The following is a 12,951-nucleotide window of genomic DNA, read 5'->3' as shown; positions in this document are numbered from 1 at the left end:
CCATTCGCAGACCTTTCAAAGCAGCGGCGCCCACCAAGGATGGCCCGCGCTCCAACCGTGATATCCGGGTTCCCCGGGTCCAGCTCATCGACGCCGAAGGCCAGAACCGAGGCGATGTCTCCATCAACGACGCATTGCTGCTCGCCGAAGAGGCCGGGCTCGATCTGGTCGAGATATCGCCCAATGCGGTGCCGCCTGTCGTAAAAATCCTCGATCTCGGCAAACTGAAATACGCCAACCAGAAGAAGGCGGCCGAGGCGCGCAAGAACCAGAAGGTCATCGAGATCAAAGAGATCAAGATGCGCCCGAACATCGACAGCCATGACTACGAGACCAAGATGAAGGCCGTGCGGCGCTTCTTCGAGGAAGGCGACAAGGTCAAGCTGACGCTGCGCTTTCGCGGCCGCGAAATGGCGCATATGGAACTCGGCATGCAGCTCCTGAACAAGGTGCGCGAGGAAGTGTCGACCATCGCCAAGGTCGAAGCCGAACCGAAGCTCGAAGGCCGCCAGATGATGATGGTGCTGGCGCCGCGCTAGAATCTCTTTGTTTCGAAGCAATTCCGGACGGAAGCCGTTTCACACTTTTCCTGGAATTGCTTTGGATCATGTTGTGTTTAGGCGTGGCGTCGCGCTCTAAATCCGCCTGAATCATGGCCCACGGCGTCCCGGCGATCGGCGGGACGCCTGTTTTCTTGGCAGACGCCGCGATCGCCGGCAAAGCTTTTCGACGATCGGATTCCGCCATGGTCAATGAAATCAAGCCTGCGCCCGTCGAGGAACTGGGCGGCTATCAGCACATGCGCAGGATGGTGCTTGCGGTGCTGGTGGTGGTGCTGTTCGCCGCACTGCTGTTCGGCCAGTCGACCTTTCCACCGGAAACCCCGGTGCACGAGACGATCGAGATGTTCGGCGTGCTGTTGATTTTCCTCGGCGTCGTCGGGCGCTTGTGGTCGACACTTTACATCGGTGGCCGCAAATCCTCTGAAGTGGTGACCGGCGGACCCTATTCGATTACCCGCAACCCGCTCTATGTGTTCTCGACCATTGCCGCCGCCGGCGTCGGGGCGCAGATCGGCTCGTTCTCCGGCATCATCCTGTTTGCGCTTCTGTGCGCAGGCGCCTTCCACATCGTCATCCTGCGCGAAGAGAAGTACCTCAAGGAACTGCTGGGCGCTCCTTACCGGGCTTATCTGGCCCGGGTGCCGCGCTTCTTCCCCAAGCTGTCGCTCTATCAGGAAGGCGATACCGGCAGCTTCAAGCCACGGCTTTTGTTGACCACCTTGCTCGACGGGCTGGTGTTCCTGGTGGCGCTGCCGGTGTTCGAGACCATCGACGGCGCCCAGCAGTCGGGTATTCTCCCGGTCTTGTTCAGGCTCCCTTGATCGCGGACAGAGCGTCGCAGCCCTTCGGGTGTTGCGCGCGCGCCTGCTTTGACGTATAGGACCGCGTTCCAAAAAACCGCCCGGCAGGGCATGCCGTGGCGGTTTCATTTGCTTTTCGGGCTTTTGGTCCGCCCGAAGCGAACAAGAAGCGCGATTGTGCGCCACCAATACGGAGTAGCAAAATGCCCAAGATGAAGACCAAATCGGCCGCCAAGAAGCGGTTCAAGATCACAGGTACGGGTAAAGTCCTGTCGGCTGCGGCCGGCAAGCGTCACGGCATGATCAAGCGTTCCAACAAGTTCATTCGAAATGCCCGCGGCACGATGGTTCTGGCTGAACCGGACGGCAAGAAGGTCATCAAGAATTTTCTGCCGAACGGCCTCTAAGGCATTCGGTCCGGACACGTTTTAAGGAGATCATGACATGGCACGCGTAAAAAGAGGCGTCACCTCGCACGCCAAGCACAAGAAGGTCCTGAAAGCCGCCAAAGGCTTCTATGGCCGCCGCAAGAACACCATCCGCATCGCCAAGCAGGCGGTGGAAAAGTCGCTGCAGTACGCTTACCGCGACCGCAAGAACCGCAAGCGCTCGTTCCGCGCGCTGTGGATCCAGCGCATCAACGCCGCGACCCACGAGCATGGCCTGACCTATGGCCGCTTCATCGACGGCCTCAACAAGGCCGGCATCGAGATCGATCGCAAGATCCTGTCCGACATGGCCATCCATGAGCCGCAGGCTTTCGCCGCGCTGGTCGCCAAGGCCAAGGTCGCGCTCGAATATCTGAAGAACACCACGCCGAATGCTTTTGAAAGCGCTGTCGCCTAAGACCAGCGCTTCCCAAGCTATTCAACACTTGATTTGGGGAACCCGCGCTGGCACGGCTGGCGCGGGTTTTTCTATGCCTCTAATCGGATCCGGAACATGAGTGACATGGATACTCTCGAAAACTCCCTGATGGCCGATATCGCCTCGGCTGGCGACGAGGCGTCGATCGAAGCGGTGCGCGTTGCAGCCCTCGGCAAGAAGGGCTCGGTCTCCGAAATGCTGAAGACGCTGGGCGCGATGAGCGCCGAGGAGCGGCAGGTCAAGGGGCCGGCGATCAACGGCCTGAAGAACCGCGTCACCGAGGCGCTGACGGCCCGCAAGGCCGAGCTGAAGGACGTGGCGGTCACTGCCAGGCTCGCCGCGGAGACAGTCGACGTGACGCTGCCGGTGCGGCAGTCGCCGGCCGAGCGCGGCCGCATCCATCCGATCAGTCAGGTCATCGACGAGATCGCGGCGATCTTCGGCGATCTCGGCTTCGCCATCGCCGAGGGCCCTGACGTCGAGAGCGACTACTACAATTTCACCGCGCTGAATTTCCCCGAAGGGCATCCGGCGCGCGAGATGCACGACACCTTCTTCTTCCAGCCGGACGAGAAGGGCGAGCGCAAGCTGTTGCGCACGCACACCTCGCCCGTGCAGATCCGCACCATGGAGAAGCAGAAGCCGCCGATCCGCATCGTCATTCCGGGCAAGACCTACCGGCAGGATTCGGACGCCACCCACTCGCCGATGTTCCATCAGGTCGAGGGGCTGGTGATCGACAAGTCGGCCAACGTCGCCAACATGAAGTGGGTGCTGGAAGAGTTCTGCAAGGCCTTCTTCGAGGTGCCGCAGGTGAAGATGCGCTTCCGGCCGTCCTTCTTCCCGTTCACCGAGCCAAGCCTCGAGGTCGACATCCAGTGCGACCGCTCGCGGCCCGGCGAAGTGCGCTTCGGCGAAGGCTCCGACTGGATGGAGATCCTCGGCTGCGGCATGGTGCACCCCAATGTGCTGCGCGCCGGCGGGCTCGATCCAGACGAGTATCAAGGCTTTGCCTGGGGCATGGGCATCGACCGCATCGCCATGCTGAAATACGGCATGCCGGATTTGCGCGCCTTCTTCGATGCCGATGTGCGCTGGCTGTCGCATTACGGTTTCAGACCGCTCGACATGCCGACGCTGTTCGGAGGTCTCTCCGCATGACGGCGCCGCACACCGGTGGCTGCCGCTGCGGCGCGGTGCGGTTCGAGGCCTCGGCCGAACCGCACCACATCAGCTATTGCCATTGCGGCGATTGCCGGCGGGCCAGCGGCGCACCGGTGTCGGCCTTTGTCGGCTTTCTGACCGAGCAGGTGGCTTTCACCGGCAAGGCGCTGAAAATGTACGAGAACGGCCCGGTGACGCGCTCATTCTGCGGCATTTGCGGTTCGCCGATCGCCTATGTCGACGAGCGGCTGGAGGACCACATTTATTTCATGCTCGGCGCCATGGACATGCCGGCCTATTTCCGGCCGACGCACCATGCCCATGTGCGCGAGCAGCTGCCTTTCCTGCACATGCCCGACGATTTGCCGCGCCATTTGAAGACAAGCGTGCCCAGACCTGACGGGCACAGACAAAACGGAACACAGTGATGAAACTCACCCTTTCCTGGCTCAAGGATCATGTGGAGACCGACGCCACGCTCGCCGAAATCGTCGAGCGGCTGACCTCGATCGGTCTCGAAGTCGAGCATGTCGACGACAAGGCCAGCCTGAAGCCGTTCGTCATCGCCAAGGTGCTGACCGCTGTGCAGCATCCCGACGCCGACCGGCTGCGGGTGCTGACCGTCGACACCGGTGACGGCAAGCCGCCTGTCCAGGTGGTGTGCGGCGCTCCGAATGCGCGCGCCGGCCTGATCGGCGCCTTCGCTGCGCCTGGCACCTATGTGCCCGGCATCGACGTGACGCTGACCGTCGGCAAGATCCGCGGCGTCGAAAGCCATGGCATGATGTGCTCTGAGCGCGAGCTGGAGCTGTCGGATGAGCATAATGGCATCATCGACCTGCCGGCCGATGCGCCGGTCGGCACAAGCTTCGCGGCTTACGCGCATCTCGACGATCCGGTGATCGAAATCAATCTGACGCCGAACCGGCCGGATGCGACCAGCATTTACGGCGTTGCCCGGGATCTGGCGGCAAGCGGGCTTGGCCGGCTCAAGACCACGCCGGTCGAGGCGATCAAGGGAAAGGGCGCGACGCCGGTCAAGGTGACGATCGAGGCGCCGGAGCTTTGCCCCGGCTTCGCGCTGCGGCTGGTGCGCGGCGTCAAGAACGGACCCTCGCCGAAATGGCTGCAGCAAAGGCTGATCGCCATTGGCTTACGCCCGATCAGCGCGCTGGTCGACATCACCAATTACGTCACCTTCGACCGCGGCCGGCCGCTGCATGTGTTCGATGCGAAGAAGGTCGCCGGCAACCTCGTCGTGCGCCGTGCGCGCGATGGCGAAAAGGTGATGGCGCTCGATGGGCGCGAATACACGCTGACGCCGGATATGTGCGCCATCGCCGACGACAATGGCGTCGAATCGATTGCCGGCGTGATGGGCGGCGAGCATTCCGGCTGCGACGAGAACACCACCGAGGTGCTGATCGAATCCGCGCTTTGGGACCCGATCACCACGGCCCGCACCGGCCGCACGCTTGGCATCATCACCGATGCGCGCTACCGCTTCGAGCGCGGCGTCGACCCGGAATTCATGGTGCCGGGCGTCGAACTGGCAACCAAGCTGGTGCTCGAATTCTGCGGCGGCGAGCCGACGGAAACCGAGGTTTTCGGCTATGCCGGACACAAACCGAAGATCGTTGCCTTCCCGCTGTCGGAAGTGAAGCGGCTGACCGGCATCGAGGTGCCCAGGGCGGAAAGCCTCGACATCCTGTCGCGCCTCGGCTTCAAGCCACAGGGCTCCGGCGACGTCGTCGATGTGGCGGTGCCATCCTGGCGGCCGGATGTCGATGGCAAGGCCGACCTGGTCGAGGAAGTCATGCGCATCCACGGTGTCGACAACATCGCTCCGCAGCCGATTGGCGCCCACGATGCCGTCAATTCAAAGATTCTGACGACGCTGCAGGTGCGCACCCGCACGGCCAAGCGCTCGCTGGCCGTGCGCGGCATGATGGAGGCCGTCACCTGGTCGTTCATCCCGGCCAGGCATGCCGAACTGTTCGGCGGCGGCCAGACGGCGCTGAAACTCGCCAACCCGATCGCCGCCGACATGTCGGACATGCGGCCCTCGCTGCTGCCGGGGCTGATGTCGGCCGCACAGCGCAACGCCGACAAGGGCATTGGCGATGTGGCGCTGTTCGAGGTCTCCGGCACCTATGAGGGCGACGGCCCCGACCAGCAGCGGCGCGTTGCCGCCGGCGTGCGGCGCGGCACGGCCAAGCTCGACGGCTCCGGCCGCAGCTGGGCCGGCAATTCGGGCACCGTCGGCGTGTTCGACGCCAAGGCCGACGCGATCGCGGCGCTTGAAGCCTGCGGCGCGCCGGTCGACCGGCTGCAGATCGAGCCCGGCGGTCCGGCCTGGTATCATCCCGGCCGTTCCGGCACGATCAAGCTCGGCCCGAAGACGGTGCTCGGCACGTTCGGCGAATTCCACCCGAAGACGCTGGAAGGCCTCGACGTTTCCGGACCGATCTGCGGCTTCGAGGTGTATATCGACGCCGTGCCGGAGCCGAAGGCCAAGCCGACGAAAACCAAGCCGAAGCTGGAGCTCTCCGCCTTCCAGGCGGTGAAGCGCGACTTTGCCTTCGTCGTCGACAAGGCCGTCGAGGCCGGCACCCTGGTGCGCGCAGCGCTCGCCGCCGACAAGAAGCTGGTCACCGGCGTTTCGGTGTTCGACGTCTTCGAAGGTGCTTCGCTTGGCGGCGCCAAGAAGTCGATCGCCATCGAAGTCTCGATCCAGCCGGTCGAAAAGACCCTGACCGACGAGGATTTCGAGGCGCTGGCCAAGCGCATCGTCGACAATGTCGGCAAACAGACGGGCGGCGTGCTGAGGACGTAAGGGGATTGCCGACAGGTGGCGAATCGCTCTCCAAAGGGCGATGGACCATCTGCGTTATTCCGGTCTCCCGTTCGAAGCACAACAGGAAACGTTTTTCGCAATCGTGTCGGCCGAGCCGCTGGTCCGCGAGGCGCTGGCGCGGGCACGCTCGCTCAACCTGCCGGACTGGCTGGTGGTTTCAGGGGTGCTCTACAACAGCGTCTGGAACCATCTGACCGGCAAGCCGTCGGGCTATGGCATCAAGGATGTAGACCTCTTCTATTTCGATGACGGCGACCTGTCCTATGAGGCCGAGGACGCGATCATTCGCCGGGCAGCGCAGCATTTCGACGGGCTTGCACTGCCGGTCGAGGTCCGCAACCAGGCGCGGGTGCATTTGTGGTATCCGCAGAAGTTTGGCCGGTCCTGCCCGCGCTATACGAGCGCCAGTGAACCCATCAGCCATTTTGCTTTGCCTCGAAGACGCATGCGGTCGGGGTGCGGTTCGATGCTCACGGGCAGCTCGAGCTGGTGGCGCCGTTTGGGCTGGATGACATGTTTTCGTTTCGGATTACGCCGAACCGGGTGACGGATAACCGGCGCACGCATGAGGCCAAGGGGGCAAGGGCGCGGGCGTGCTGGCCGGAGATTACGGTGGTGGCGTGGTAGGGACGTTGGCGCGATGCGCCCCTCTCTGCCCTGCCGGGCATCTCCCCCACTTGGGGGAGATCAGCGGCTTCGGCGCCCCTCCCATTTCTCCAACGTCGGCGATTAGCGAAAGCCGGGGCGACATCCAATCTCCCCCCTCGTGGGGGAGATGTCCGGCAGGACAGAGGGGGGCGCTGTCCCGCCAGCATCTCAAAACAAGCTAATGCTGAAGGTTTACCCATTCACCAGCGCCAGCAATTCCTCCGTATAGCGCTTGCCCATCACCTTGTCCGGTGACAACGCATCGCCAATCGCCGCCACTTCGGCCGCACTCAGCTCAATCCCGGCCGCCGTCGTGTTCTGCTCGAGATGGCGTATCTTGCGCGCACCCGGGATCGGCACGATGAAGTCGCCCTGGTGCAGCACCCAGGCGAGCGCCAGCTGAGCTGAGGTCACGCCCTTTTGCGCCGCCAGCTTTTCCAGCGTCGCGATCACCTTGGCGTTGGCCGCCATGGCATCGGCCTGGAAGCGGGGCAAGGTGCGGCGCCAGTCGTCGTCGCCCAGGGCATCCGGCTTGGCGATGGTGCCGGTGAGCAGCCCGCGGCCGAGCGGGCTGTAGGGGACGAAGCCGATGCCGAGTTCGCGGCAGACGGCCAACACCTCGTCTTCGGGATCGCGGGTCCACAGCGAATATTCGCTCTGCACGGCAGCGATCGGATGCACGGCATGCGCCCGGCGGATGGTGGCGGCACTGACCTCCGACAGGCCCAGCGCCCGCACCTTGCCCTCGCGCACCAGCTCGGCCATGGCGCCGACCGTGTCCTCGATCGGCACGTTGGGGTCGACACGGTGTTGGTAGTAGAGATCGATGACATCGGTATCGAGCCGCTTCAGCGAGGCTTCCGCCACCGCCTTGACGTGCTCGGGGCGGCTGTCGACACCGACCATGCGCGCCATGCCTGAACCTTCCTCGGAAATCTTGAAGCCGAATTTGGTGGCGATGGTCACGTTATCACGCACCGGCTTCAAAGCCTTGCCGAGCAGGATTTCATTCTCAAAGGGGCCGTAGACTTCGGCCGTGTCGAAGAAGGTCACGCCGATCTCGACGGCGCGGCGCAAGGTGGCGATCGCTTCGGCTTCCGGCTGGCCGCCATAGCCGAAGCTCATGCCCATGCAGCCGAGGCCGACGGGGAAGACTTCGAGTTCGGTGCCTAGTTTGCGGGTTTTCATGGCGCATCTCCTTGTTGCGATGGACAGGAGATAGCGCCTTGCCTTGCGTTCGATAATTATCCGTCTTTTGCACAGCTTGTGCTATAAAATAGATCAATGAACCGAACGAACCTCTCCCAACTCGTCGTGCTCGCGACCGTCGCCCAATGCGCCAGCTTCCGCGGCGCGGCCCGCGAGCTCGGCATCGCGCCTTCGGCGGTCAGCCACGCCGTGTCGAGCCTGGAGGCGCGGCTTGGCGTGCGGCTGCTGGCGCGCAGTACCCGCAGTGTCGCCCCGACGGAGGAAGGCGCCCAGCTTCTCGAGCGGCTACGGCCGGCGCTGTCGGAGATCGATCTGGCGCTGGAAACGGCGGTCGAGGCGCGCGACCGGCCGGCCGGCAACCTTCGGCTGACCGTGCCGCGCACGGCCGCGCATCTGACGCTGACGCCGCGGCTCGGCGGCTTTGCCGCGGCCTATCCCGACATCGTGCTGGAGATCATTATCGAGGACCGCTTCACCGATGTGGTCGAGGGCGGCTTCGACGCCGGCGTGCGGCTTGGCGAGAGCCTGCAACGCGACATGATCGCGGTGCGCATCGGGCCGGACATTCGCGGCGCCGTCGTCGGTGCACCGTCCTATTTCGAAAAAATGCCGAAGCCGCGTCACCCGCGCGATCTCGCCGACCACCGCTGCATCCGCTTCCGCTTCTCCAGCGGCATCCTCTACCGCTGGGAGTTCGAAAAGGACGGCGAGGAGATCGAGTTTGCCGCACAAGGACCGCTGATCCTCGACGAGGACCATCTGATCGCCCAGGCGGCCATCGACGGCGCCGGCCTCGCTTTCGTCTTCGAGCCTTATGTGCGGGGCCCGCTCGCCGACGGAAGGCTGATCCGGGTGCTGGAGGACTGGTGCCCGCCCTTCGAGGGCTTCTTCGTCTACTATCCCAGCCGCAGGCAAATGCGCCCGGCGCTCAGGGCGTTTGTGGATTTCTTCAAGGTTGGTGGTTAGCCCGCCCTCCCCCTTGTGGGGAGGGTAAGGCGCGCCGGAAGAAAGCCCATCCGGCATTCGTTCACCAACCATGCAGTCCATCACAAACAGCACAACCCGCTACGGCTGGGTGGCAATCATCCTCCACTGGCTGATCGGCATCATCTTCATCGGCCAGTTCGCACTTGGCTTCGTCATGGTGCGATTGACCAGCCAGCGCACCGCCTTCGAGCTCATCCAGCTGCACAAATCCTTCGGCTTTCTGCTGCTCGGCCTCATCATCCTGCGCATCGGCTGGCGGCTCGGCAATGCGGCGCCGGCGCTGCCAGCATCGACCGGGGCGCTGGAACGTCGCACCGCGCCGCTGGCGCATCTGGCGCTTTATGCCTTCCAGCTCGCGTTGCCGCTGTCCGGCTGGGCGCTGGTTTCGGTGTCGATGCTAGAGATCCCCAGCATGCCGTTCACCCTGTTCGTGATGCCGAACCTGCCGCTCGGCCTGTCCGACACGGCGGAAAACTTCTGGGCAGCCGTACACTGGTATCTTGCCTATGCCGGCATTGCGCTGGTCGTGCTGCATGCGCTGGCGGCGCTGCGCCATCATTTCTGGCTGCGCGACAACGTGCTCACGCGCATGATCACGCCTTCGTCAGCGCCCGACATGGAATAGGGCGCGCCGCGTATTCGTTCATGGAGGAAAGACGCAGGACTTTGCCTGCCCAGAAGGACAAAACCCATGTATGCGCGCATCTTCGGATTGGCGGCTATGGCCGCTTGCCTTGCCATGCCTGTCTTGGCCGCGGTCGACCTTAACGACGCAGCCGGCAGCTATACGGTCAACCCGGCCAGCTCCAGCATCCGCTTTTCCATCGGCAAGGTCGGCGGCGGCGGGCTCAACGGCGCCTTCGGCCGGTTCAAGGGCTCGATCCGTATCGACAACAGCGATGTCGGGCGTTCGCAGGTCAACTTCACCATCTATCCCGAAAGCGTCGGCACAGGCCAGGGCCGCATCGATGCCTTCCTGCGCTCCGACGCGGTGTTCGATGCCGCCAACAATCCGGAAATCCAGTTCCGCTCGACCAGCGTCACCCGCACCAGCGACACCACCGCGCTGGTCAGCGGCCGGTTGACGGCGCGTGGCAAGACGTTTGCGGAAAAGTTCAACGCCGAGCTCGGCGGGCTCAAGGGTGGCACAATCAAATTCCACGTCACCGGCAAGGTGCTGCGCTCACGCTACGGCATGGATGTCGGCACGCCGATCTATTCCAACATCGTCAACTTCGACATGACGCTGACTGGGAAGAAGGGCTAGTCTTAAGCCCCGCCTCGTCGGGTTCGTCATCGTAGGGCGAAGCAAGGAGCGAAGCGACGCGCGCAGACCCTAGGATCCATTCCGTGACGCTAAGGCGTTGCAACGGTTACAGAATTCTGCACCGTTGCACTTTACGTCATCGGTCACGGAATGGATCCTCGGGTCAAGCCCGAGGATGACGAAGGCCCTGGTGACCCGCGTCTGCAATTGGCTTTTCTCCGGAATTGGGGCACACCTCCATCAATGTAATCCAAATGGAGAGGCCTGATGTTCCGATGGGGTGTTTTGTCGACGGCCAAGATCGGCCGCGAGCAGTTACTGCCGGCAATCGTCGAGGCAGAAAATGGCGTGCTGTCAGCGATCGCCAGCCGCGACCTGTCGAAGGCCAAGGCCCTGGGCGAGCGTTTCGGCGCCCGCCACGCTTTCGGCTCCTATGAGGAACTGCTGGCTTCCAAAGAGGTCGACGGCGTCTACATTCCACTGCCAACCTCGCAGCATGTGGAATGGACGGCCAAGGCGATCGAAGCGGGAAAGCATGTGCTGGTGGAAAAGCCGCTGGCGCTCGACGCCAAGGATATCCTGCCGCTGATCAAGCTGCGCGACCAGAAGAAGGTGCTGGTCTGCGAAGCCTTCATGGTCATCTACCACCCGCAATGGATCAAGGTGCGCGACCTCATCGCCGACGGTGCCATCGGCCGGCTGCGCCATGTGCAGGGCGCGTTCTCCTACTACAATGTCGACCCCACCAACATGCGCAACCAGCTCGATCTCGGCGGCGGCGCGCTGCCCGATATCGGCGTCTACCCGACGGTCTCGACACGCTTTTGCACCGACAAGGAGCCGTTGCGCGTGCAGGCGACGATCGAGCGCGACAAGAAATTCGGCACCGACATCTATTCCTCGATCCGCGCCGATTTCGGCGATTTCGAATTGTCCTTCTATCTGTCGACACAGATGGCGGCGCGACAGGTGATGGTGTTCCACGGCGACAAGGGTTTCATCGAAGTGTTCTCGCCGTTCAATGCCGGGCTCTACGACCATCACAGGATCGAACTGCACAACCAGAACCACACCGAGGCGCAGGTGTTCCGCTTTCCAGGCACGCAGCAATACCGGCGCGAGGTCGAGACCTTTGCCAGGGCGGCCGAGGGCGGCAAGGAGCGCGTCTTCACGCTGGAGGAATCCGTGCTCAACCAGAAGGTCATCGACGCCATCTTCCGCGCCGGCGGCAAGGACGGCTGGGAGGCGATCTGATCATTCATACAAGCTTGGGGAGGAAAAAAGGCTGACGATGCGGACGTGATCATTGTCGGCGCCAGCGGCAATGCCTCGGGACACGGCAATTCAGTGCCGCGCTTCCACGTCACCTGGGGCACCGGCCCCGGCGTGCTCGAGCCGTTCGTCCAGCGCGTGCGCGAGGCGCAAAAGCAGGGACTGATCCGCTTCAAATTCCGCCACCGGGTCAACGAGCTGATCCGCACCGGCGCTGTCGTCACTGGGGTGCGCGGCGACATCTTGCAACCGAGCTCTATCGAGCGCGGCCAAAAAAGTTCGCGCGATATCGCCGGCGATTTTGAACTGAAGGCGCAAGCGGTGATCGTCGCTTCCGGCGGCATCGGCGCCAATCACGAGCTGGTGCGGAAAAACTGGCGGCAAAGGCTGGGAACGCCGCCAAAACACATGATCACCGGCGTTCCCGACCATGTCGACGGCCGCATGCTGGCGATCACTGAGGCTGCCGGCGGTTCGATCATCAACCGCGACCGCATGTGGCACTATGTCGAGGGCATCAAGAACTGGGCGCCGATCTGGACCGACCATGCGATCCGCATCCTGCCCGGCCCGTCATCGCTGTGGCTCGATGCGCGCGGCAAGCGCCTGCCGGTGCCACTCTATCACGCTGGGCACGCTCAGCCACATCATGGCGACAGGTTTTGACTATTCCTGGTTCATCCTGACCAAAAAGATCATCCAGAAGGAGTTTGCGCTGTCGGGCTCCGAGCAGAACCCCGATTTGACCGGCAAGAGCTGGCGCCAGGTGATCGGCCGCGCCACATCAGGCATTCCCGGCCCGGTCAAGGCGTTCATGGAGAAGGGCGAAGACTTTATCGTCGAAGCCCAATTGCCGGCGCTGGTCGAGCGCATGAGCAGACTGGCCGGCGGCACGCCGCTGCTCGATCTGGCCCAGGTCGAGCGCGAAATCCGCGCCCGCGACCGGCAGCTCGACAATCCATTTTCCAAGGACATGCAGATCACCGCGCTGCGCGGCGCACGCGCCTATCTCGGCGACCGGCTGATCCGCACGGCCAAGCCGCACAAGATGCTCGATCCCGCGAACGGCCCGCTGATCGCGGTCCGTCTCAACATCCTGACCCGCAAGACGCTGGGCGGCTTGCAGACCGATCTCGACAGCCGCGTGCTGGGTGCCGATGGCCAGCCGGTGGAGGAGCTCGATGCCGTTGGCGAGGGTCGCCGGCTTCGGCGGCGGCGGCGTGCATGGCTATGCCGCACTGGAAGGCACGTTCCTTGGCGGCTGTATTTTCTCGGGCCGTAGCGCCGGCCGGGCGGCGGCCGCGGTGGCCTGAAGGA

At 63.5% G+C, this 12,951-nt stretch carries 12 protein-coding genes and 2 pseudogenes; 13 read left to right on the top strand and 1 reads right to left on the bottom strand.

The genetic code is table 11. The features are described from left to right. Nucleotides 1-2: 2 nt before the first annotated feature. The 8 genes and pseudogenes from infC to AC1D1L_RS16945 all read left to right on the top strand — a co-directional run bounded on the left by infC (nt 3) and on the right by AC1D1L_RS16945 (nt 6,878). Nucleotides 3-539, top strand: a complete 537-nt coding sequence (infC, locus tag AC1D1L_RS16980; RefSeq protein ID WP_112559872.1) for a translation initiation factor IF-3 — start codon at nt 3-5, stop codon at nt 537-539. 206 nt (nt 540-745) lie between these two features. Further along, nucleotides 746-1,384, top strand: a complete 639-nt coding sequence (locus tag AC1D1L_RS16975) for a methyltransferase family protein (protein ID WP_477342677.1) — start codon at nt 746-748, stop codon at nt 1,382-1,384. A gap of 182 nt (nt 1,385-1,566) precedes the next feature. Continuing rightward, nucleotides 1,567-1,770: a 50S ribosomal protein L35 gene (gene rpmI, locus AC1D1L_RS16970; RefSeq protein ID WP_006201248.1), complete on the top strand. Its 204-nt coding sequence runs from the start codon at nt 1,567-1,569 to the stop codon at nt 1,768-1,770. Nucleotides 1,771-1,807: 37 nt separating this feature from the next. Continuing rightward, nucleotides 1,808-2,209, top strand: coding sequence for a 50S ribosomal protein L20 (gene rplT, locus AC1D1L_RS16965; protein WP_006201247.1), 402 nt, complete (start codon nt 1,808-1,810; stop codon nt 2,207-2,209). Between the two features lie 96 nt (nt 2,210-2,305). Next, a complete protein-coding gene (pheS, locus tag AC1D1L_RS16960; protein WP_477304885.1) occupies nt 2,306-3,391 on the top strand; it encodes a phenylalanine--tRNA ligase subunit alpha in 1,086 nt (361 codons plus the stop codon). Next, entirely contained in the window at nt 3,388-3,822 is a 435-nt protein-coding gene (locus AC1D1L_RS16955; protein WP_112559869.1) for a GFA family protein, read from the top strand. Before pheS ends, AC1D1L_RS16955 begins: the two co-directional genes overlap by 4 nt. Next, entirely contained in the window at nt 3,822-6,230 is a 2,409-nt protein-coding gene (gene pheT / locus AC1D1L_RS16950; protein WP_477342676.1) for a phenylalanine--tRNA ligase subunit beta, read from the top strand. Before AC1D1L_RS16955 ends, pheT begins: the two co-directional genes overlap by 1 nt. Nucleotides 6,231-6,270: 40 nt before the next feature. Continuing rightward, nucleotides 6,271-6,878: pseudogene (locus AC1D1L_RS16945) on the top strand (nucleotidyltransferase family protein). Between the two features lie 213 nt (nt 6,879-7,091). On the opposite strand, the gene AC1D1L_RS16940 reads toward AC1D1L_RS16945, so the two are convergent. Beyond that, nucleotides 7,092-8,087 (bottom strand): aldo/keto reductase, encoded by a 996-nt coding sequence (locus tag AC1D1L_RS16940; protein WP_477342675.1) that lies wholly within the window; start codon nt 8,085-8,087, stop codon nt 7,092-7,094. Nucleotides 8,088-8,183: 96 nt separating this feature from the next. Between AC1D1L_RS16940 and AC1D1L_RS16935 the strand changes: the two genes are divergently transcribed. The 5 genes and pseudogenes from AC1D1L_RS16935 to AC1D1L_RS16915 form a co-directional block, all read left to right on the top strand. Next, nucleotides 8,184-9,074, top strand: coding sequence for a LysR family transcriptional regulator (locus AC1D1L_RS16935; protein WP_477342674.1), 891 nt, complete (start codon nt 8,184-8,186; stop codon nt 9,072-9,074). A gap of 70 nt (nt 9,075-9,144) precedes the next feature. After that, entirely contained in the window at nt 9,145-9,720 is a 576-nt protein-coding gene (locus AC1D1L_RS16930; protein ID WP_477342673.1) for a cytochrome b, read from the top strand. Between the two features lie 66 nt (nt 9,721-9,786). Continuing rightward, a complete protein-coding gene (locus AC1D1L_RS16925; RefSeq protein ID WP_477342672.1) occupies nt 9,787-10,362 on the top strand; it encodes a YceI family protein in 576 nt (191 codons plus the stop codon). A gap of 267 nt (nt 10,363-10,629) precedes the next feature. Then, nucleotides 10,630-11,616, top strand: a complete 987-nt coding sequence (locus tag AC1D1L_RS16920; protein WP_477342671.1) for a Gfo/Idh/MocA family protein — start codon at nt 10,630-10,632, stop codon at nt 11,614-11,616. Between the two features lie 66 nt (nt 11,617-11,682). Then, a pseudogene (locus tag AC1D1L_RS16915) lies at nt 11,683-12,947 on the top strand (FAD-binding dehydrogenase); the annotation flags it as partial. Between the last annotated feature and the right edge of the window lie 4 nt (nt 12,948-12,951).

Source organism: Mesorhizobium sp. P2_D6 (assembly GCF_056404315.1).
Note: the sequence above shows the minus strand (reverse complement) of the source record. Positions and strands in the feature narration are given on the sequence as shown.

Bases quoted from the DNA above. Each gene is read 5' to 3' on its own strand.
- AC1D1L_RS16920 (WP_477342671.1), top strand. From the start codon at position 10,630: ATGTTCCGATGGGGTGTTTTGTCGACGGCCAAGATCGGCCGCGAGCAG.
- AC1D1L_RS16925 (WP_477342672.1), top strand. From the start codon at position 9,787: ATGTATGCGCGCATCTTCGGATTGGCGGCTATGGCCGCTTGCCTTGCC.
- AC1D1L_RS16930 (WP_477342673.1), top strand. From the start codon at position 9,145: ATGCAGTCCATCACAAACAGCACAACCCGCTACGGCTGGGTGGCAATC.
- pheT (WP_477342676.1), top strand. From the start codon at position 3,822: ATGAAACTCACCCTTTCCTGGCTCAAGGATCATGTGGAGACCGACGCC.
- AC1D1L_RS16955 (WP_112559869.1), top strand. From the start codon at position 3,388: ATGACGGCGCCGCACACCGGTGGCTGCCGCTGCGGCGCGGTGCGGTTC.
- pheS (WP_477304885.1), top strand. From the start codon at position 2,306: ATGAGTGACATGGATACTCTCGAAAACTCCCTGATGGCCGATATCGCC.
- rpmI (WP_006201248.1), top strand. From the start codon at position 1,567: ATGCCCAAGATGAAGACCAAATCGGCCGCCAAGAAGCGGTTCAAGATC.
- AC1D1L_RS16975 (WP_477342677.1), top strand. From the start codon at position 746: ATGGTCAATGAAATCAAGCCTGCGCCCGTCGAGGAACTGGGCGGCTAT.
- AC1D1L_RS16940 (WP_477342675.1), bottom strand. From the start codon at position 8,087: ATGAAAACCCGCAAACTAGGCACCGAACTCGAAGTCTTCCCCGTCGGC.
- rplT (WP_006201247.1), top strand. From the start codon at position 1,808: ATGGCACGCGTAAAAAGAGGCGTCACCTCGCACGCCAAGCACAAGAAG.
- AC1D1L_RS16935 (WP_477342674.1), top strand. From the start codon at position 8,184: ATGAACCGAACGAACCTCTCCCAACTCGTCGTGCTCGCGACCGTCGCC.